16 protein-coding genes are annotated in these 18,483 nt (G+C 61.4%); 10 read left to right on the top strand and 6 right to left on the bottom strand.

Annotation, left to right across the window (positions count from 1 at the left end):
* Positions 1-16 precede the first annotated feature (16 nt).
* Positions 17-376: a DUF6124 family protein gene (locus AC1RME_RS10100; protein WP_096822298.1), complete on the top strand. Its 360-nt coding sequence runs from the start codon at positions 17-19 to the stop codon at positions 374-376.
* Positions 377-474: 98 nt separating this feature from the next.
* On the opposite strand, the gene AC1RME_RS10105 is transcribed toward AC1RME_RS10100, so the two are convergent.
* Complete coding sequence (locus tag AC1RME_RS10105) at positions 475-2,172, bottom strand: AMP-binding protein (RefSeq protein WP_096822299.1); 1,698 nt, start codon at positions 2,170-2,172, stop codon at positions 475-477.
* Between the two features lie 201 nt (positions 2,173-2,373).
* On the opposite strand from AC1RME_RS10105, the gene AC1RME_RS10110 reads away from it, so the two are divergent.
* Genes AC1RME_RS10110 through AC1RME_RS10125 form a run of 4 tightly spaced genes read left to right on the top strand, consistent with a single transcriptional unit; the run spans position 2,374 to position 7,935 of the window.
* Entirely contained in the window at positions 2,374-3,537 is a 1,164-nt protein-coding gene (locus tag AC1RME_RS10110; protein WP_096822300.1) for an isovaleryl-CoA dehydrogenase, read from the top strand.
* Positions 3,538-3,549: 12 nt separating this feature from the next.
* Positions 3,550-5,157 carry a carboxyl transferase domain-containing protein gene (locus AC1RME_RS10115; protein ID WP_096822301.1) on the top strand — a complete coding sequence of 536 codons (1,608 nt, stop codon included), beginning with the start codon at positions 3,550-3,552 and terminating at the stop codon, positions 5,155-5,157.
* Between the two features lie 13 nt (positions 5,158-5,170).
* Positions 5,171-5,986: a gamma-carboxygeranoyl-CoA hydratase gene (locus tag AC1RME_RS10120; RefSeq protein WP_096822302.1), complete on the top strand. Its 816-nt coding sequence runs from the start codon at positions 5,171-5,173 to the stop codon at positions 5,984-5,986.
* Positions 5,986-7,935, top strand: coding sequence for an acetyl/propionyl/methylcrotonyl-CoA carboxylase subunit alpha (locus tag AC1RME_RS10125; protein ID WP_096822303.1), 1,950 nt, complete (start codon positions 5,986-5,988; stop codon positions 7,933-7,935). Before AC1RME_RS10120 ends, AC1RME_RS10125 begins: the two co-directional genes overlap by 1 nt.
* Before the next feature lie 39 nt (positions 7,936-7,974).
* Here AC1RME_RS10125 and AC1RME_RS10130 read toward each other — a convergent pair whose 3' ends face one another.
* The gene (locus AC1RME_RS10130; protein WP_096822372.1) at positions 7,975-8,631 is read right to left on the bottom strand and encodes a LexA family protein; all 657 of its coding nucleotides are present in this window, start codon (positions 8,629-8,631) and stop codon (positions 7,975-7,977) included.
* Positions 8,632-8,760: 129 nt separating this feature from the next.
* On the opposite strand from AC1RME_RS10130, the gene AC1RME_RS10135 reads away from it, so the two are divergent.
* The 3 genes from AC1RME_RS10135 to AC1RME_RS10145 all read left to right on the top strand — a co-directional run bounded on the left by AC1RME_RS10135 (position 8,761) and on the right by AC1RME_RS10145 (position 12,076).
* Entirely contained in the window at positions 8,761-9,099 is a 339-nt protein-coding gene (locus AC1RME_RS10135; RefSeq protein WP_096822304.1) for a DUF6124 family protein, read from the top strand.
* A 467-nt stretch (positions 9,100-9,566) separates the two neighbouring features.
* The gene (locus tag AC1RME_RS10140) at positions 9,567-10,718 is read left to right on the top strand and encodes a M14 family metallopeptidase (protein WP_096822305.1); all 1,152 of its coding nucleotides are present in this window, start codon (positions 9,567-9,569) and stop codon (positions 10,716-10,718) included.
* A gap of 149 nt (positions 10,719-10,867) precedes the next feature.
* A complete protein-coding gene (locus AC1RME_RS10145) occupies positions 10,868-12,076 on the top strand; it encodes an MFS transporter (RefSeq protein ID WP_096822306.1) in 1,209 nt (402 codons plus the stop codon).
* A 9-nt stretch (positions 12,077-12,085) separates the two neighbouring features.
* Here AC1RME_RS10145 and AC1RME_RS10150 read toward each other — a convergent pair whose 3' ends face one another.
* Positions 12,086-12,631 carry a cytochrome b gene (locus tag AC1RME_RS10150; protein ID WP_096822307.1) on the bottom strand — a complete coding sequence of 182 codons (546 nt, stop codon included), beginning with the start codon at positions 12,629-12,631 and terminating at the stop codon, positions 12,086-12,088.
* On the bottom strand, positions 12,628-13,722 hold the full coding sequence (locus AC1RME_RS10155; protein WP_096822308.1) for a catalase family peroxidase: 1,095 nt from the start codon (positions 13,720-13,722) through the stop codon (positions 12,628-12,630). The genes AC1RME_RS10150 and AC1RME_RS10155 overlap by 4 nt, the downstream gene beginning before the upstream one ends.
* Positions 13,723-13,879: 157 nt before the next feature.
* On the opposite strand from AC1RME_RS10155, the gene AC1RME_RS10160 reads away from it, so the two are divergent.
* Positions 13,880-14,386 (top strand): RNA polymerase sigma factor, encoded by a 507-nt coding sequence (locus AC1RME_RS10160; protein WP_096822309.1) that lies wholly within the window; start codon positions 13,880-13,882, stop codon positions 14,384-14,386.
* Entirely contained in the window at positions 14,383-15,135 is a 753-nt protein-coding gene (locus AC1RME_RS10165) for an anti-sigma factor family protein (RefSeq protein WP_096822310.1), read from the top strand. The genes AC1RME_RS10160 and AC1RME_RS10165 overlap by 4 nt, the downstream gene beginning before the upstream one ends.
* A 5-nt stretch (positions 15,136-15,140) precedes the next feature.
* On the opposite strand, the gene AC1RME_RS10170 is transcribed toward AC1RME_RS10165, so the two are convergent.
* Positions 15,141-16,112 (bottom strand): Csu type fimbrial protein, encoded by a 972-nt coding sequence (locus AC1RME_RS10170; protein ID WP_493065152.1) that lies wholly within the window; start codon positions 16,110-16,112, stop codon positions 15,141-15,143.
* A complete protein-coding gene (locus AC1RME_RS10175; RefSeq protein WP_493091078.1) occupies positions 16,109-18,466 on the bottom strand; it encodes a fimbria/pilus outer membrane usher protein in 2,358 nt (785 codons plus the stop codon). Before AC1RME_RS10175 ends, AC1RME_RS10170 begins: the two co-directional genes overlap by 4 nt.
* Positions 18,467-18,483: the final 17 nt, after the last annotated feature.

The raw sequence follows: 18,483 nt of genomic DNA on the forward strand, positions 1-18,483 counted from the left end.
TCCGGAGTTCCAGCTGATGTCCAAGACCGTCATTCCACCGTTAGAAGATCCGGTGTCCCCCTACGAATTTCCCGATTCTAGAAAGCTCCACGACGCCGCCGAACGCGCCCTCGACTATTACCTGACCCCCGCAGCCCAGATCATGGCCACGCCTTACACCCCCAACGACATGTTCATGGTCAACCCGCAAACCGACACGGAGTCCTTGCTGGCCAACGCCTGCGAATCCCTCGCGTCAGCCACGGTCATGCTCGGTGACTTTGCCGGCCTGCTGGAAGGGCCGAACCGCAAGACCCTGCTGGGCATTGCGCAAGTGGTGATGTTGGGTGAGTTGGCGGTGAATCAGGCGTTGGAAAATGTAGAAGTAAAGCAATAAGCGCCGCTTTCGAAGCCAGGGTCCGGCCCTGGCTTCGAAGGCTCTGATCGATATAGAAAGTTGAAACTGTGGGAGCAACGCCCCCACAGATCTTTTCCTCAGCCCTCGTTACCGCGCAACTCCTCGATACTGATCTCGCGCATCCGGAATTTCTGGATCTTGCCCGTTACCGTCATCGGAAACTCCTCGACGAACTTGAAATGACGCGGCGTCTTGAAGTGGGCGATACGCTCCTTGCACCACGCTTGCAGCTCTTGTTCGGTGGCGCTGTGGCCGGGATGGAATTTGATCCAGGCGACGATTTCCTCGCCGTAACGCGAGCAGGGAATGCCGATCACCTGCACGTCCGCCACCGCCGGGTGGGTGAAGAAGAACTCTTCCAGTTCACGCGGGTAAATGTTCTCGCCGCCACGGATGATCATGTCCTTGTTGCGGCCGGCGATGCACACGTAACCCTCGTCGTTCATGCTCGCCAGGTCGCCGGTGTGCATCCAGCCCGCCGCGTCGATGGCTTCGGCGGTGGCCTGCGGGTTGTTCCAGTAGCCGAGCATCACGCTGTAGCCACGGGTGCACAGTTCGCCGATGGTGCCGCGCGGTACCGGGTTGCCGGCCTCGTCGATGATTTTGCTTTCGAGTTGTGGCTGGGTGCGGCCGACGGTGGTCACGCGCAGTTCCAGTTCGTCCGACGGCCCGGTCTGCAGGGACACGGGGCTGGTTTCGGTCATGCCGTAGGCGATCTGCACTTCGCTCATGTGCATTTCGCTGATGACCCGGCGCATCACCTCGATCGGGCACGTGGCGCCGGCCATGATCCCGGTGCGCAGGGTCGACAGGTCGAACTCGGCGCGTTGTGGCTGATCGAGCATGGCGATGAACATGGTTGGTACGCCGTACAACGCGGTGGCCTTTTCTTCGGCGACGGTACTCAGGGTCAGCAGCGGATCGAAGGCATCGTTGGGGTAAATCATCGTGCTGCCGTGGGTGATGCAGCCCAGGTTGCCCATGACCATGCCGAAGCAGTGATACAGCGGCACCGGGATCACCAGGCGATCGGCGGCGGTCAGGCCGAGGCTTTCGCCGACCATGTAACCGTTGTTGAGGATGTTGTAGTGACTGAGGGTCGCGCCCTTGGGGAAACCGGTGGTGCCGGAGGTGTACTGGATGTTGACCGGTTGATCGAAGTGCAGGCTGTCGCTGCGTTCACGCAATTGTTCTGGAGAGACACTGGCGGCCAGATCTGCCAGTTGCGACCACGGGAGAAAACCCGAAGGCGGCTGGGGATCGAGGCTAATCAAGCCGCGCAGCTCGGGCAGACGCTCACTGCGCAGTTCGCCGATGGATTGCTCGGCCAGCTCCGGCAGCAAGCCTTGCAACATGCCGTGATAGTTGGAGCTCTTGAACGCGCCCGCGCAGACCAGCCACTGGCAACCGGATTGCTTGAGCACGTATTCCAGTTCGGAGCTGCGATAAGCCGGGTTGATGTTGACCAGAATCACGCCGAGCTTCGCGGTGGCGAACTGTGTGATGCACCACTGCGCGCAGTTCGGCGCCCAGATGCCGAGCCTGTCGCCGGCCTGCAAACCCAACGCCAGCAGGGCTCTGGCATGCACGTCCACCGCGTCGGCCAGTTGCCGCCAGGTGTAACGCTGCTGCTGATGGCGCACCACCAGCGCCTCGCCGTCCGGGTACTGCGCGACGGTCTCGTCGAACTTCTGCCCGATGGTCATCGCCAGCAAGGCTTTGTCCTGGGAACCACGGGTGTAGCTGCGCTGCGGGTTTGCACTGGGTTGATCCATGACGACCCCTATTGTCTTTATTAGTGGGTGTTGGACCGGAGCCATATGAGCTCCGACCATTCAGAACTGGCCCTACTCTCGCTCAAGTTGACGTTAACGTAAAGGGTGATTGACAGCCATTCGTCACAGGCTTACGTTAACGTAAAGGTGAGAACTGACACGCCCTTCTCCCCGCCCTACAAAAAAGCCAAAAGGTGACCCATGAGCTACCCATCCCTGAACTTTGCCCTCGGTGAAACCATCGACATGCTGCGCGATCAGGTTCAGTCCTTTGTCGCCAAGGAGGTCGCTCCGCGCGCCGCGCAGATCGACAGCGACAACCTGTTCCCCGCCGATCTGTGGCGCAAGTTCGGTGACATGGGCCTGCTCGGCATCACCGTACCGGAAGAGTACGGCGGCGCGGGCCTGGGTTACCTGGCGCACGTGGTGGCGATGGAAGAAATCAGCCGTGGCTCGGCTTCCGTGGCGTTGTCCTACGGCGCCCACTCCAATCTCTGCGTCAACCAGATCAACCGCAACGGCAATCACGAACAGAAAACCAAATACCTGCCGAAGCTGATCAGCGGCGAACACGTCGGCGCTCTGGCGATGAGCGAGCCGAACGCCGGTTCCGACGTGGTCTCGATGAAACTGCGCGCCGAAAAACGCGGTGACCGCTACGTCCTCAACGGCAGCAAGACCTGGATCACCAACGGCCCCGACGCCAACACCTACGTGATCTACGCCAAGACCGACCTCGAAAAAGGCCCCCACGGCATCACCGCGTTCATCGTCGAGCGTGACTGGAAAGGCTTCAGCCGCAGCAACAAGTTCGACAAGCTCGGCATGCGCGGTTCCAACACCTGCGAGCTGTTCTTCGACGACGTCGAAGTGCCGGAAGAAAACATCCTCGGCGTGCTCAACGGCGGCGTGAAAGTGCTGATGAGCGGCCTCGATTACGAGCGCGTCGTGCTTTCCGGTGGCCCGACCGGGATCATGCAGTCGTGCATGGACCTGATCGTGCCGTACATCCACGACCGCAAACAGTTCGGCCAGAGCATCGGCGAATTCCAGCTGATCCAGGGCAAAGTCGCCGACATGTACACCCAGCTCAACGCCAGCCGCGCCTACCTCTACGCCGTGGCCCAGGCCTGCGAGCGCAACGAGACCACCCGCAAGGACGCCGCCGGCGTGATCCTTTACACCGCCGAACGCGCCACGCAAATGGCCCTCGACGCGATCCAGATTCTCGGCGGCAACGGTTACATCAACGAATTCCCGGCCGGCCGTCTGCTGCGTGACGCCAAGCTGTACGAAATCGGGGCCGGTACCAGTGAGATCCGTCGCATGCTGATCGGTCGCGAACTGTTCAACGAAACCCGCTAACCGGAGCTGTCCATGGCTATCCTGCATACCCAGCTCAACCCCCGTTCAGCAGAGTTCGCCGCCAACAGCGCGGCGATGCTCACACAGGTCGACGCCCTGCACACTCTGCTCGCCCAAGTGGCCCAGGGCGGCGGCGCGAAAGCTCAGGAACGTCACACCTCGCGCGGCAAACTGCTGCCGCGTGAACGGATCAACCGCTTGCTCGATCCGGGCTCGCCGTTTCTGGAAATCAGTCAGTTGGCTGCACACGCCGTGTATGGCGAAGACGTGCCGGCCGCTGGCGTGATTGCCGGGATCGGCCGTGTGGAAGGCGTCGAATGCATGATCGTCGCCAACGACGCGACGGTGAAAGGCGGCTCGTACTACCCGCTGACCGTAAAGAAACACTTGCGCGCCCAGACCATCGCCCAACAGAACCGCCTGCCATGCATCTATCTGGTGGACTCGGGCGGCGCCAACCTGCCGCGTCAGGACGAAGTGTTCCCGGATCGCGAGCACTTCGGGCGAATCTTCTTCAACCAGGCCAACATGAGTGCCATGGGCATTCCACAGATTGCCGTGGTCATGGGCTCCTGCACCGCCGGCGGCGCCTACGTGCCGGCGATGGCTGACGAAGCGATCATGGTGCGCAATCAGGCGACGATTTTCCTCGCCGGCCCGCCCTTGGTGAAAGCTGCGACCGGTGAAGTGGTCAGCGCCGAAGACCTCGGCGGTGCCGATGTGCATTGCAAGATTTCCGGGGTCGCCGACCACTACGCCGAAAGCGATGAGCACGCCCTCGCCCTCGCCCGCCGCAGCGTCGCCAACCTCAACTGGCGCAAGCTCGGCGAAGTGCAGCAGCGCGCGCCGATTGCGCCGCTGTACGCCAGCGACGAGTTGTACGGTGTGGTGTCAGCGGATGCCAAACAGCCGTTCGACGTGCGTGAAGTGATTGCGCGACTGGTCGACGGTTCGGTGTTCGATGAGTTCAAGGCGCTGTTCGGTACGACGCTGGTGTGCGGTTTCGCCCATCTGCACGGCTACCCGATCGCGATCCTCGCCAACAATGGCATCCTGTTCGCCGAAGCCGCGCAAAAAGGCGCGCACTTCATCGAACTGGCCTGCCAGCGCGGCATTCCGTTGCTGTTCCTGCAGAACATCACCGGGTTCATGGTCGGCCAGAAATACGAGGCCGGCGGCATCGCCAAACATGGCGCGAAACTGGTGACCGCCGTGGCGTGCGCCAAGGTGCCGAAATTCACCGTGATCATCGGCGGCAGCTTCGGCGCCGGTAACTACGGCATGTGCGGGCGAGCCTACGATCCGCGCTTTCTGTGGATGTGGCCAAACGCGCGCATCGGCGTGATGGGCGCCGAACAGGCGGCCGGCGTGCTGGTTCAGGTCAAGCGCGAGCAGGCCGAACGCAGCGGCCAGGCGTTCAGCGCCGAGCAGGAAAGCGAGATCAAGCAACCGATTCTCGACCAGTACGAAGAACAGGGTCACCCCTACTACTCCAGCGCACGGCTGTGGGACGACGGCGTCATCGACCCGGCGCAGACCCGCGATGTGCTGGCCCTGGCCTTGTCCGCGTCGTTGAACGCGCCTATCGAACCGAGCCGCTTCGGCGTGTTCCGGATGTGATCGGGAGAACCTCATGAGCGACTTCAACACCCTCGAATTGCAGAGCGATCCACGGGGTTTCGCGACCCTGTGGCTGAGCCGCGAAGAAAAGAACAACGCGTTCAACGCCGAGATGATTCGCGAACTGATCCTGGCGCTGGACAAAGTCGCCAGCGACGCCAGCCTGCGTTTCCTGCTGGTGCGCGGACGCGGCAAACACTTCAGCGCCGGCGCGGATCTGGCCTGGATGCAGCAATCGGCCGAACTCGATTACCACACCAACCTCGACGACGCCCGGGAACTGGCGGAGCTGATGTACAACCTCGCCAAACTGAAAATCCCGACCGTGGCCGTGGTGCAAGGCGCAGCGTTCGGTGGCGCGCTGGGTCTGATCAGTTGCTGCGACATGGCGATTGGCGCGGACGACGCGCAGTTCTGCCTGTCGGAAGTGCGCATTGGCTTGGCGCCAGCGGTGATCAGCCCGTTCGTGGTGCAAGCCATCGGTGAACGTGCAGCGCGGCGTTATGCGCTGACGGCCGAGCGTTTTGGCGGCCAACGGGCGCGTGAAATTGGATTGCTCTCCGAAAGTTATCCGGCGGCCGAGCTTGAACAGAAAGTCGAACAATGGATCGACAACCTGCTGCTCAACAGCCCGGCCGCCATGCGCGCCAGCAAGGATCTGCTGCGTGAAGTCGGCAACGGCGCACTGACCCCGGCCCTGCGCCGCTACACCGAAAACGCCATCGCCCGCATCCGCGTCAGCCCGGAAGGCCAGGAAGGCTTGCGGGCCTTTTTGCAGAAGCGTCCGCCGAGCTGGCAAGCCGCAACCACCACCAAGGAGCCGCGTTGATGAGCGCACCTGTTCTCACCACCCTGCTGGTGGCCAACCGTGGCGAAATCGCTTGCCGGGTCATGCGTACCGCCAAGGCCCTGGGCCTGACCACCGTTGCCGTGCACAGCGCCACCGACCGGGAAGCGCGGCACAGCCGTGAAGCGGATATCCGCGTCGATCTGGGCGGCAGCAAAGCGGCCGACAGTTATCTGCAAATCGACAAACTGATCGCGGCGGCCAAGGCCAGCGGCGCCCAGGCGATTCATCCGGGTTATGGTTTTCTATCGGAAAACGCCGGGTTTGCCCGCGCCATCGAAGCGGCGGGCCTGATCTTCCTCGGCCCGCCGGCCTCGGCCATTGATGCGATGGGCAGCAAATCCGCCGCCAAGGCTCTGATGGAAACGGCCGGCGTGCCGCTGGTGCCGGGTTATCACGGTGAGGCCCAGGATCTGGACACCTTCCGCGATGCTTGCGAGCGCATTGGCTATCCAGTGCTGCTCAAGGCCACTGCCGGCGGTGGTGGCAAGGGCATGAAGGTCGTTGAAGACGTCAGCCAACTGGCTGAAGCGCTGGCTTCGGCCCAGCGTGAAGCGCAGTCGTCGTTCGGCGATTCGCGGATGCTGGTGGAGAAATACCTGCTCAAGCCGCGGCACGTGGAAATCCAGGTGTTTGCCGATCAGCATGGCAATTGCCTGTATCTGAATGAGCGCGACTGCTCGATTCAGCGTCGGCACCAGAAAGTCGTCGAAGAAGCACCGGCACCGGGCTTGAATCCGGAACTGCGTCGGGCGATGGGTGAAGCGGCGGTACGTTCGGCGCAGGCTATCGGTTACGTCGGCGCCGGCACGGTGGAGTTTCTGCTGGACGCTCGCGGCGAGTTCTTCTTCATGGAGATGAACACGCGGCTGCAGGTCGAACACCCGGTCACCGAGGCCATCACCGGCCTTGATCTGGTGGCGTGGCAGATTCGCGTCGCCCGTGGCGAAGCGTTGCCGATCACTCAGGATCAGGTGCCGCTGAACGGGCATGCGATTGAAGTGCGGCTGTATGCGGAAGATCCTTCCAATGATTTCCTGCCGGCTACCGGACGCCTCGATCTGTATCGCGAATCCGCCGCAGGGCCAGGGCGTCGCGTTGACGCGGGCGTTGAAGAAGGCGATGAGATTTCCCCGTTTTATGACCCGATGCTCGGCAAGCTGATTGCCTGGGGCGAAGATCGTGAACAGGCGCGTTTGCGATTGCTGAGCATGCTCGATGAGTTCGCGATTGGCGGGTTGAAGACCAACATCAACTTCCTGCGGCGGATTATCGGTCATCCAGCATTTGCATCCGCCGAGCTGGATACCGGGTTCATTCCTCGCTATCAGGAACAGCTACTGCCAGCGCCTGTCGCGCTGAGCGATGAATTCTGGGATGCGGCGGCGCAGGCTTTTGCGCAGAGTTTGCCGGGGATGACTCGGGAAGATGATCCGGCCTCGCCTTGGGCGCTTCACAGCGGCTTGCGCGCGGGGTTGCCACGTGAAATCACTCTGCATTTAAGTTGCGAGGGGCAGGATCGGGCGCTCACGCTCGGTGCTGGCGGCAATGCAAAATTGATCGGCGAGCAACTGGTGATCGAGCGCGATGGTTTGCGTCGTCAACTGCGTGCGATTCGTCATGGAGAAGTTCTGTATCTGCAATGGGATGGCGAATTGCGGCGCGTTGAAACGTACGACCCGATCAGTGCTGTCGAAGCCAGTCACAGCCATCAGGGTGGTCTGACTGCACCGATGAACGGCAGCATCGTACGGGTGCTGGTGGAGGCTGGGCAAACGGTTGAAGCCGGCGCTCAACTGGTGGTGCTGGAAGCGATGAAGATGGAACACAGCATCCGCGCACCCCATGCCGGTGTGATCAAGGCGCTGTATTGCCAGGAAGGCGAAATGGTCAGCGAAGGCAGCGCGCTGGTCGAGCTGGAAGAAGCTTGAAAGGTGGATCGATCCTACGCCTGGCGAGGATCGATCTGACTAGTACTTGGCCGATGCCTGAACCACGACACCGATAATTCGGCACTCGTCGGTAAACACGGCTTTCGGCCAGGTCGGATTGAGCGGCATCAGGTAACGCTGGCCGCCCTCTTCGATCAGTTTGCGGAAAATCGCTTCATCACTGTCCTGCCACTGGGCGATCACCAGTTTGCCGGGCTCCGCCTCCACCGCCGGATCCACCAGGATCAGCATCCCCTCGCCGATGCTCTGCCCGGTTGGTGCGGTCATCGAGTTGCCCATTACCCTGAGCCAGAACGCCGGGCCTCGGGCATGGTAATCCGTCAGTTCGAAACGTCGCTTGTCCTTGCCGCTCGAATACGCCGGTTGGGCTTCACGGGCCTCGATCGGGGTTTTCCAGTCGCTGACCGGATAGCGGAAGTAAGGGTTGTACTTCTGCGCCAGAGGCATTTCGTCGTCCTTGTCGACTTGCGGTTCGCGGATCACTACCGCGACTTCGAGAAACTCCATGCCAAGCGCTTTCAGCACGCGGTTCATCTGCGTGATGCCGGGCTCACGGCGTTTGTTCAGCCAATGGCCGATACCGCCCTGAGACATGCCGACGCGCTCGCCGAGTTCGACTTGAGTGACGTTGAGTTCACTCATTTTGGCCTTGACCAACTCAATCCATTTATCCATGTGCGGCACCATACGTGCCCGTCCCGGGCCATCAAAACACATATTGTAGTATTTAAATTCTGGTCACAAATACTCTAGGTACTATTCTTGGATCACGGATTTGAATCGACCAAGGAGTGACCTTTCACCATGAACATCACCAGCAAAGACCTGCCCGACCTGCAAATGGACACCACCTTCACGTCTGCGCAAGGTTGCGCCGCTGCGCAGCGGGCATTGGACTATTACTTGAAACCGGCTGTGTCAGAACCGGATGTGGAAGAACGTTTTTTCGGCGTGAACAGCAACCTGAGTGGCGAAGAATCCCTGGTCCACGCCTCGGATTTGCTGCGATGTGCAGCGGCCACGGCATTCAAGGCAGCAGACGGCTTGCAGGGTGTCAGTCGGGATTTGGCTTTTTCGGTCGTGCACATGGTGGACATGGCACGAGCGATGGTCGATCACTCGCTCGATGGCGGTGTTCGCTGAAGACGGACGGGAAAGAATTTTCCAATCGCGCAGATAAAAACGTTTGACTTGCAAATGATAATGATTATTATTGCATGCAGCTGATCGCGAGATCAGTCGATGGACCAGAGACCTTAGGTCGGTCTTCTGGACTATCTCCTCATCAGGCTAATCACGGTTTTTGACCCGGCTTTTTGCCGGGTCTTTTTTTTGCCAGTTTTCTGGCTTGTGGCTTCAGGCTAATGAAGTCTTTGGGTGCTGCAAATTCGATGGCGCGGATAATATCAAAAGAATATCGCTTGGCAAGAGAACCCCGCCCGCGTTAGGGAAAAGTAATGCCAATTAGCACTTGAGAATCAATCGCACAGCTACTAAGCTGCATCCGCGTCATGGAGGACGCCCCCCGCCACACCCCGCAATTTCCCTCGGTTTCACCCCTGTCTTGCGTGTAAAGTAGCCGCCATAAAAATCATATTCAGGAACCGATTATGACCGTGGCCAAATCTTCGTTCGACATCAGCGCCAACTTCGACAGCGGCAACATCCAAGTCATCGACATCAGCAACCCGCTCAGCCCGGTTCTGGCGATTCGGCCAGATACCCGCAGCGCCCACTTCCAGTGGTTCCACTTCAAGGCCAGCGGCCTGCATGTTCATCAGGAACATTGGTTCCGCCTGGTCAACGCCAGCCAGTCCTCCTACAACAAAGCCTGGACCGGCTATCAGGCCGTCGCTTCCTACGACCACGTCAACTGGTTCCGCATTCCGACCCAATTCGAAGGCGACAGCCTGCGTTTCTGCCTTGAAGCCGAGCAGACTCACGCCTGGTTCGCCTACTTCGAACCCTACAGCCGTGGCCGTCATGACTGGCTGATCGAGCAAGCGCTGACCAAGGCCGGCACCGAACTATTGGCCACTGGCAAAAGCGTCGAAGGCCGCGACATTCAACTGCTGCGCAAAGGCACTGGCGCCGAAGGCCGACGCAAGATCTGGATCATCGCCCAGCAGCATCCCGGCGAGCACATGGCCGAGTGGTTCATGGAAGGCGTGATCGAGCGTCTGGAGCATCACAACGATCCAGTGCTGAACAAGTTGCTGGAAAGTGCCGATCTGTACCTGGTGCCGAACATGAACCCGGACGGTGCCTTCCACGGCCACCTGCGCACCAACGCCATGGGGCAGGACCTGAACCGCGCCTGGCAGAACGCCAGTCAGGAAGTCAGCCCTGAAGTCCTTTTCGTACAGCAGCAGATGGAAAAGTACGGCGTCGATCTGTTCCTCGACGTACACGGCGATGAAGAAATCCCCCACGTGTTCACTGCCGGCTGCGAAGGCAATCCGGGCTACACCCCGCGGATCGAGAAACTCGAAGAACACTTCCGCAGCCACCTGAAACACACCACCAAAGATTTCCAGACAAAGTACGGCTACACCCGCGACGAACCGGGCCAGGCCAACATGACCCTGGCCTGCAACAGCGTCGGCCAGAAGTTCGACTGCCTGTCGCTGACCCTGGAAATGCCGTTCAAGGATCACGATGACGCACCGAACCCGCTCACCGGCTGGTCGGGCCAACGCTCGAAACAGTTGGGCAAAGACGTGCTGACCACCATCGCCGACATGGTCGACACCCTGCGCTGATCCCCCCCTGTTTTTCGCCACATGAAAGATCGCAGCGTGTCTGCGATCTTTTTTTTGCGCTGCACTTTTACCCAATCAGGTTGCAAAACAAAACCAGATTACTTACCGTCAATCCAGTTTTAATTTAAAACCTGAAAAGGAATCGGGACATGAAAGCTCAAACACTCGGCAGCAGCGTGGTGTTGCTGTTCGCCATTGCCTGCGGTCTGGCGGTGGGTAACGTGTATTACGCTCAACCGCTGTTGGATGCCATGGCCGAAGCGTTCAACCTGTCGCCCGCCAGTATCGGCATCGTCATCACGCTGACCCAGGTCGGCTACGGCGTCGGGCTGATACTGCTCGTGCCGCTCGGCGATCTGCTCAACCGTCGGCGCTTGATTGTCACGCAAACCCTGTTGTCCGCCGCGGCATTGCTGATGATCGCGCTGGCAACCAGCAGCACCTGGCTGCTGATCGGCATGACCCTGACCGGTCTGCTCGCCGTCGTCACTCAAGTGCTGGTGGCCTATGCCGCAACCCTGGCCATCCCGGCGCAACGCGGACACGTCGTCGGCGTCATCACCAGCGGCATCGTGGTCGGCATTTTGCTCGCGCGCACTGTGGCCGGCGGAATGGCGGATCTGGCCGGTTGGCGGGCGATTTATCTGTTGTCCGCAGGGCTGACGCTGGTCATGGCGTTGCTACTGTTTCGCGTGCTGCCCAAGGACGAGAGCCCGCAACCGGCAACATCCTATACAGTGCTGATCGCCTCGGTGTTCCGGTTATTCCAAGAGGAACCGGTACTGCGACAACGGGCGATTCTGGCCTTGCTGACCTTCGCCAGCGCCATGGTCCTGTGGACGCCGATGGTTCTACCGCTCGCCGCCCCGCCGCTGTCGCTTTCCCACAGTGAAATCGGATTGTTCGGACTGGCCGGCGCGGCTGGCGCACTGGCGGCTGCAAGAGCTGGGCGCTTGGCGGATAGAGGGTTCGGCCAATGGGTCAGCGGCCTGTCCTTGCTGCTGATGCTCGGCTCATGGCTGCCGATTGCCTTTACCCAATCCTCGTTGTGGGCGCTGCTGCTCGGCGTGATCACTTTGGATCTGGGCCTGCAAGCTGTGCACGTCACCAGCCAGAGCATGATCTACAGCGTCCGCCCGCAGGCACAGAGCCGACTGACCGCCGGCTACATGCTGTTTTACTCGATTGGCAGCGCCGTGGGCTCCATAGCCTCGACGGCCATGTACGCCTGGGCAGGATGGCCGGGTGTCTGCTGGTTGGGTGCCGGAATCAACATGGTCGCGTTGTTGTACTGGTGGCGAACGCTCGCACCGCAAAAACGTGGCGAGCAGACTTGCTCCCTCGCCACGCCAGATTAACGTCCGTGGTCAGTCGCGACTCCGTCCCCGCAGCATGCTGTCGAGCACCTCGTCACGGCGCACCCAACCATGGAACAGCGCCGCCGCCAGGTGCAGCAACACGGTCAGAAACAACAGATACGCCAGATAACCGTGTGCTTTGCGCAACAGCGCAAACACCTGGGCATCCGCCGGCAGGATCGATGGCAATTGCAACGAATGGCCAAGCATCACCGGATCCCCCGCCGCGCTGATCATCGCCCATCCCAGCAGCGGCAACACCAGCATCAGCGCGTACAACAACACATGCGACGCCTTGGCCGCCATCACCTGCCAACCCGGCAAGTCCTCCGGCAGCGGCGGCTGACGCGTGCCCAGTCGCACCAGAATGCGCACGATCACCAGCAACAGGATCGCGATACCCAGCGGTTTGTGCAGGTTGATCAGCCATTCATGCCGCGCCGATACCGAGGTCACCATGCCGGCGCCGATAAACAGCATGGCGATGATCATCAGCGCCATCAGCCAGTGCAGCAGTCGCGCCAGCGGATTGAAATGCGTCGGTGGCGTTCTCATGGGCGAGCCTCCTGTTTGGCGGCGGGCAGTTGGCTGACTTCGCTGGTGCGACGCAGGTAGGAATCGGCGTAACCGGCTGAACGAGCGGCGAGCAGCGGGTCGTCGGAACCTTCAATCCCGGCGGGCAGGACCAGTGGGTCGTAGTTGATGTCACGGCATTCGCCGCTGAGCTGCGGCTGAGTCTTTTCCAGCACCAGGGTGCCGGCGTTCAGCACTTTGCGACCGGCAGGCCAGGCCTTGCTCGCGTCGTTCACCGGATCGTCGGCGTTGGCCAGGGTGATGTTCAACTGAAAACGCAGCGGTCCTTCGGCCAGGTGTTGCACCAGATCCTTCTCCAGAAAGTCGCTGCCTTCCGGCGCCGAGGCCCCCGCGGGATCCTGCGCCAATGGCGTCATGCTCCAGCGCACGGCTTGCTTCTTGCCGCTGGCATCGACCAGATAGAACGCGTTGACACTGTTGTAGGTTTCCGTGACATAGCTGGCCGAAGGCTTGGCGCCCTTTATCCAGGTCAGGAACGGTACGGCTTCCGGGTGCGAGGCAAAGAACGCCGGGACCTTGGTCGGGTCCGGTTTGCCGGTCGCCGGATCCGGCGATTGCGCCTGCTGCAATTGATAGAACGCCTCGGGCGTGCCGACCGGGAACACCGGCATGCTGTTCATCCCGGTACGCCACTGCTGGCCGTTGGCCTGAGTGAAACGCAGCGCCAGGCTGCGAATCGGTACGGCGCTGTCCGGTGCATAAGGACTGCCCGCCGGCAACGCAAATCGCCCGACCACCGGTGTGCGTGGCTCGTTGAACACCTGCGCAACGGAGAACGGCCGCGCTTCACCGCTGCTCTCGAAATGTCCGATCACACACACGCCCTTGGCGTGGTTGCGGCGAAACCCGGGATGCACGCCGTTGTTCTTTTCCAGCACATCGACCAACGCCTTTGGCGTCAGGCGTTGTGGGTCAAACGAGCCATGAACGTAGGCAAACGCCCCGGCCACTGCTGCGACCACCACGGCGATACCGCCAAGACGCAACACCAGGCTCGCGGCACTCAGTGGCGGGCGTTGTGGCCCGCCGGGCGGTGAGCTGCGATCAACCATGAAAGACTCCAGGGCCATCGGCCACAAGTAGGAAGAATCAGCAAGACGCACGCCATCAGGATTTATTCCACGGCCCGGTATTTATTTTTCCGAGCGTGGAATAACCTCGAATGCCGGGCGTCTTCCTAGTCCACAGCGTAGTGACTAGCAGAACTTCATGAGCGAATTCGACGAACAACTGAGAGAAATCATTCCCAGATTGCGGCGCTTTGCCGTGTCGTTGACGCGCAACAGCAGCAGCGCCGATGACCTGGTGCAGGCCAGCCTGGAGCGCGCCCTGTCCAGTTGGGGTGACAAACGCGCCGAGGGCGATCTGCGCGCGTGGCTGTTTTCGATCCTGTATCGCCAGTTCCTTGATGCGCACCGACGCTCTCGGCGCTACGCGCGGATGCTCGAATTCTTCACCGGTCGCGATGACGCCGAACCCTCGGTAGAACGCACCGTGATTGCCCAATCGACCCTGCAAGCCTTCGATCGTCTACCCACCGAGCAGCGCGCCCTGCTGCTGATGGTGTCAGTGGAAGGCTTGACCTATAAGGAGGTCGCCGAGATCCTCGACGTCCCCACCGGCACCGTGATGTCGCGCCTGTCCCGCGCCCGCCAGGCTTTGCGCCAGCTCAGCGACGGCGAAATCAGCAGCCCTTCCTTGCGGATACTCAAATGATCAGCCTGCCCCCCAGCGAGCGTGATTTGCACGCCTACATCGACCACCAGCTCAGCGACGCCGACCGGCGTGTGCTGGAAAACTGGCTGGCCAGCCACCCCGACGACGCCGCGTTGATCCGCGCCTGGCAACAGGATGCCCAGCACCTGCGCGCCGCCCTCGGTGGCGCCCTGCAACAACCGGTCAACCCGGATCTGGACCCGGCACTGATCCGCCAGCGGCTCAAGCATCGATCGCGCCGACAGTGGGCCAGCGCGGCCGTGTTGCTGATAGCGGTCAGCATCGGCGGTATCAGTGGCTGGCAAGCCCGGGAAATGACCTTTGTACGCACGGTTGCGCCCATGACCGATGCCTTGCAGGCGTACCGTTTGATCGCCCAGCAAGGGATTCTGCCGGCGGACTACAAGGTCGGCGACGAAGGTGACATGCAGCGCTGGCTCGACCGTTACTTCACCCAGGCCAATCGCCTGCCGGATCTGACGGCGGCGGGTTTTCGACCGGTCAGCGGTCGCCTGCTGAGCACCGAAGAAGGTCCGGCGGCGATGGTGATGTATGAGGATCGCGCCGGGCACAAAGTGAGTTTCTACGTGCGCCCGCCCGGGCCGAAAAACACCTTCCTGCCACGCGGTAGCCGACTCGACGGGGATTTACAGGCCGAATACTGGTCCGGCGAAGGTTACAACTACGCGATGGTCAGCCCGACCGACACCCCGGCAGCGCAGCTCCTCAAGCAGACCGTGCGCTTCTGATCGGATCAGAAGCCGACATCCAGTACCACGTTGTCCAGATAGGTGCCGGCGGGCGGCGTGGTCTGATCGGTGTAGATCTTCGCGTTGTAGTTGAAGATCTGGCTGCCGGTGCCCAAACCATTGCCAGGATTGACCTCGGCATCGCTGCTGGCCCGTCGCTCCGCACCGACACTGCCCCAGCGAGTGGTGCCGGCGCTTTTGAAAATGTCGTAGGCCAGGTAATTGCTGCCGGAAATCATTCGTCGTCGACCGCCGACACTGATCGCGTTCTGTCCGTCGTTCAAACCCACGGTATAGGCGCTGCCTTTGGTGCAGGCCAGGTTGATGGTCTGACCGGTCACCGGGGTAAACGCACTGATCACCGGAGCGCTGCCGAAGGCGATGTTGGGCGCAGTGATGGTGCAATCGTTGGCCACGGTCAGGTTCACCGTCAGCGTCGTGGTGCCGCTACCGATATCGCGCCCCAGACACACCGAGCCGATGCCAATCCCGGAGCAGTAGTTCCAGTTCCAGAAAATGCTCAGGGTTTCGGTATACACCCCGGCTGCTACGTTGCTGCCGATGGTGGTGCCGAAGTACAGCGGCACGGTTTTCGGCACCGTACCACCGAGCAATCCAAGCGCATCGATGATGCCGTTGCGGGCGAAGTCGTAGGCCGTGCCGCGGGTCAGCGGATAACTGGTGCTGTTGTTGGCGTAGATCGTGTAGCCGATGACGTCGCCGGTCGGCCCGAGCAAACCACTCTGGGTCGAAGTCACCGTGGCCCAGAAGTGGTCGCTGGTGCTCAGCAAGGACAGTAGCGAGCCCGTACAGCTCAAACCACCGTTCAGCGTGGAACTGGGTTGCGAGGTCGTGCGAACTGCAATCGAACTGATCGTGCCGAACGCGGCCGGTGTGGTGGTGACCACCGAACACAGCGCCTGCGCCGCCCCCGGCAACGTCAGCACCAGCCACAGACAGAGCCGAACCCTCGTCATTGGCACACCAACGGACCGATCAGCGGCACCTGATCCTGTTGCAGATCCACATTGAACTGCGCCTGACAGGTCTTGCCATCCGCCAGGGTCACCCTCAGCGAGTTCTGCGCCTGCAGGTTTTCCAGGTAGACCAGCCCGTCCCAGCCCACCACCGTGCGCGTGCCACTCTCCTCGTGCAATACGCCGCTGCCCAGCGGCAGTTCCTGCTGCTGCGCGTCCACCAGCACGATGCTCGCGGCAATCACCCGGCTCAGCGGAAATTCCAGCAGATAACCGCTGCCACGGCGCACGGCAATGCGCTGTTCGACATTCGGGCTGCGCACGTTGGCCGGCAAGTTCAACGGATCGATTTCGTATTTGCCGCGGTAGTAGGCACCGCTCCACGGCACCAGCAAGTGGCCGTTGCGATCCGTCTGACCGACCTGCTGGTTCTCGTAACGCACCGGAACATCGGCGTAACCATCGGTACTGACCACTACGAAGGCATCGTCGATGCGGTTGGCCGCAAACACTTGATGATCCATCCACACCAGCGAACCGCTGGCATCGGCCCAGCGGGTTTCCGCATCCGAGGTGCCGTAGACACCGGCCTGCAACTGCACCGATTGCAGACGCCAGGTCACGTCGGCCTGACGGTAATCAGGCCCGTCGCCGTTGGCATAACCGAGATTGAAACCCACCCCGCCCTGGGACGGCACGGCACGGCTGTAGTTGACGCGTTGTTGCGTCTGCCCGGTCTTGCTGCGCTCGCTGCTGATGGCCAGGCTGCCGCGCAGGTCGAACGGGATCACCAGTTGCGCCTGTACCGCCCAGTTGGCATCACCGATTTCGCGGTTGGCCGACAGGTAGAAACTGCTGTTGTGCCATAACGGCTTGCTCCAGCTCAGGTTGAGCAACCGCGTGCGGGTTTCGTCCGCCGCCCGAATATCGAAGTAGCCGACACCCAGACTGCCCCAGCGCTCAAGGTTCAGGCTCAGGGTCGCCTGCTCGCTGCGCTTGCTGAGGCTGGTGTAAGGACTGTCGACCACCGTGAGGTCGGCGTACTGGTCGCGGCGTTGCAACCGTTGCCAGGAAAAGCTGAAACGCTGAGCGCTGTACTGATAACCGAGACTGAGTTGCTGACCACCGTCACCGTCAAAACGGCTCTGGCTGATCGCACTGTTGAGGACCCCGAAATTGCCCAGCCGAAGATTGCCACCGAGCCCGCCGAGGGTCAGTGAATCGGCCGCTTCGGCGTGGCTTTCCAACGTGAAGCTGTCGCTGATGCCATAACGCAGGCTGCCCGACGTCACGCCCGGCCCGTAGCTGAAATCCTTCAACCCGTAATCACGTCGCAGCGTACCGGCGCTGACCGAGAAATCGCTCAAGCCCTTTTGCAACAGGCTGCTGGTGACATAAAAAGGCACGGTGGTCGACACTTGCCGACCCAGCGCATCGGTGGTCACCACCACGGCTTCGCCCGCACCGTTGATGAACGGAATGTTGGTCAGCGTGTACGGCCCCGGCTGCAAATCGGTGCTGCTGGACTTGTAGCCATTGATGAACAGGTCCACCGAGGACGGCACCGCCGCTTCACCGGCGAACTGCGGCAACGGGTAGGTCACCAGATCCGGGCGCACCGCAAAATCCCGGGAGAACTGCACGCCGCCCAGACGCACCGAGCTGCTCCACGGCAAGGCGCCGCTGACCACGTCCCCCGCCTCGTAGGTCAGCATCCGCTCATCATCGGAGAAGCGCCATGTGGTGTCGTAGCGCAGATACCCGTTGCTCAGCGTGCTGACCGAATCTCCCGACAAGGTGCGCCGGTACTGCCCGGTGTTGGACAGCGTGCCCCAACTGTCGAACACCCGCACCTCGTTCCATGCCGCCAGATAAGTCCCGGCGTCATCGGTGTCGTTGAGGTACAGGTCATAGTTGAACAACGCGCCGAAACTGCTCAACGCCGGGGTGCGCGGGTAGACCTGACGGTTACCGATGAATTGCTCCGGCAGCCAGTCCGGCGGCACGTCGAGCAGCAGTCGCTGGCTGACGCTGTCGTAGTCGCTGTGCAGCCCCGGCAGACCATCGAGATCGACTTCGGCGCCCGCACTCTCGGGCAGTTTCATGCCGGTGTCACGCAACACACTGGCCGGCAGGAACAATCGCCCGCCGCGCTGCTCCACCGCCACCACCCGACCGGTATTCATCTGGTTGACCACCAGTTCCAGAAACAACTGAGCATCGCTGACGGCCTCCATGCCGCTGGGAGGCGGCGGCAGTTCGCCGGCCCCGGATGGATGAATGAACATCAGGCAACACGCGCCGGTGACAAGCCACAACGGACGCTGAATACGGCGAGCCCATCCCGGACTCATTAGCGTGTTTCGTCCGT

The organism is Pseudomonas sp. GW822-FHT03F08 (assembly GCF_058801265.1).

Bases quoted from the DNA above. Each gene is read 5' to 3' on its own strand.
- AC1RME_RS10100 (WP_096822298.1), top strand. From the start codon at position 17: ATGTCCAAGACCGTCATTCCACCGTTAGAAGATCCGGTGTCCCCCTAC.
- AC1RME_RS10105 (WP_096822299.1), bottom strand. From the start codon at position 2,172: ATGGATCAACCCAGTGCAAACCCGCAGCGCAGCTACACCCGTGGTTCC.
- AC1RME_RS10110 (WP_096822300.1), top strand. From the start codon at position 2,374: ATGAGCTACCCATCCCTGAACTTTGCCCTCGGTGAAACCATCGACATG.
- AC1RME_RS10115 (WP_096822301.1), top strand. From the start codon at position 3,550: ATGGCTATCCTGCATACCCAGCTCAACCCCCGTTCAGCAGAGTTCGCC.
- AC1RME_RS10120 (WP_096822302.1), top strand. From the start codon at position 5,171: ATGAGCGACTTCAACACCCTCGAATTGCAGAGCGATCCACGGGGTTTC.
- AC1RME_RS10125 (WP_096822303.1), top strand. From the start codon at position 5,986: ATGAGCGCACCTGTTCTCACCACCCTGCTGGTGGCCAACCGTGGCGAA.
- AC1RME_RS10130 (WP_096822372.1), bottom strand. From the start codon at position 8,631: ATGGATAAATGGATTGAGTTGGTCAAGGCCAAAATGAGTGAACTCAAC.
- AC1RME_RS10135 (WP_096822304.1), top strand. From the start codon at position 8,761: ATGAACATCACCAGCAAAGACCTGCCCGACCTGCAAATGGACACCACC.
- AC1RME_RS10140 (WP_096822305.1), top strand. From the start codon at position 9,567: ATGACCGTGGCCAAATCTTCGTTCGACATCAGCGCCAACTTCGACAGC.
- AC1RME_RS10145 (WP_096822306.1), top strand. From the start codon at position 10,868: ATGAAAGCTCAAACACTCGGCAGCAGCGTGGTGTTGCTGTTCGCCATT.
- AC1RME_RS10150 (WP_096822307.1), bottom strand. From the start codon at position 12,631: ATGAGAACGCCACCGACGCATTTCAATCCGCTGGCGCGACTGCTGCAC.
- AC1RME_RS10155 (WP_096822308.1), bottom strand. From the start codon at position 13,722: ATGGTTGATCGCAGCTCACCGCCCGGCGGGCCACAACGCCCGCCACTG.
- AC1RME_RS10160 (WP_096822309.1), top strand. From the start codon at position 13,880: ATGAGCGAATTCGACGAACAACTGAGAGAAATCATTCCCAGATTGCGG.
- AC1RME_RS10165 (WP_096822310.1), top strand. From the start codon at position 14,383: ATGATCAGCCTGCCCCCCAGCGAGCGTGATTTGCACGCCTACATCGAC.
- AC1RME_RS10170 (WP_493065152.1), bottom strand. From the start codon at position 16,112: ATGACGAGGGTTCGGCTCTGTCTGTGGCTGGTGCTGACGTTGCCGGGG.
- AC1RME_RS10175 (WP_493091078.1), bottom strand. From the start codon at position 18,466: ATGAGTCCGGGATGGGCTCGCCGTATTCAGCGTCCGTTGTGGCTTGTC.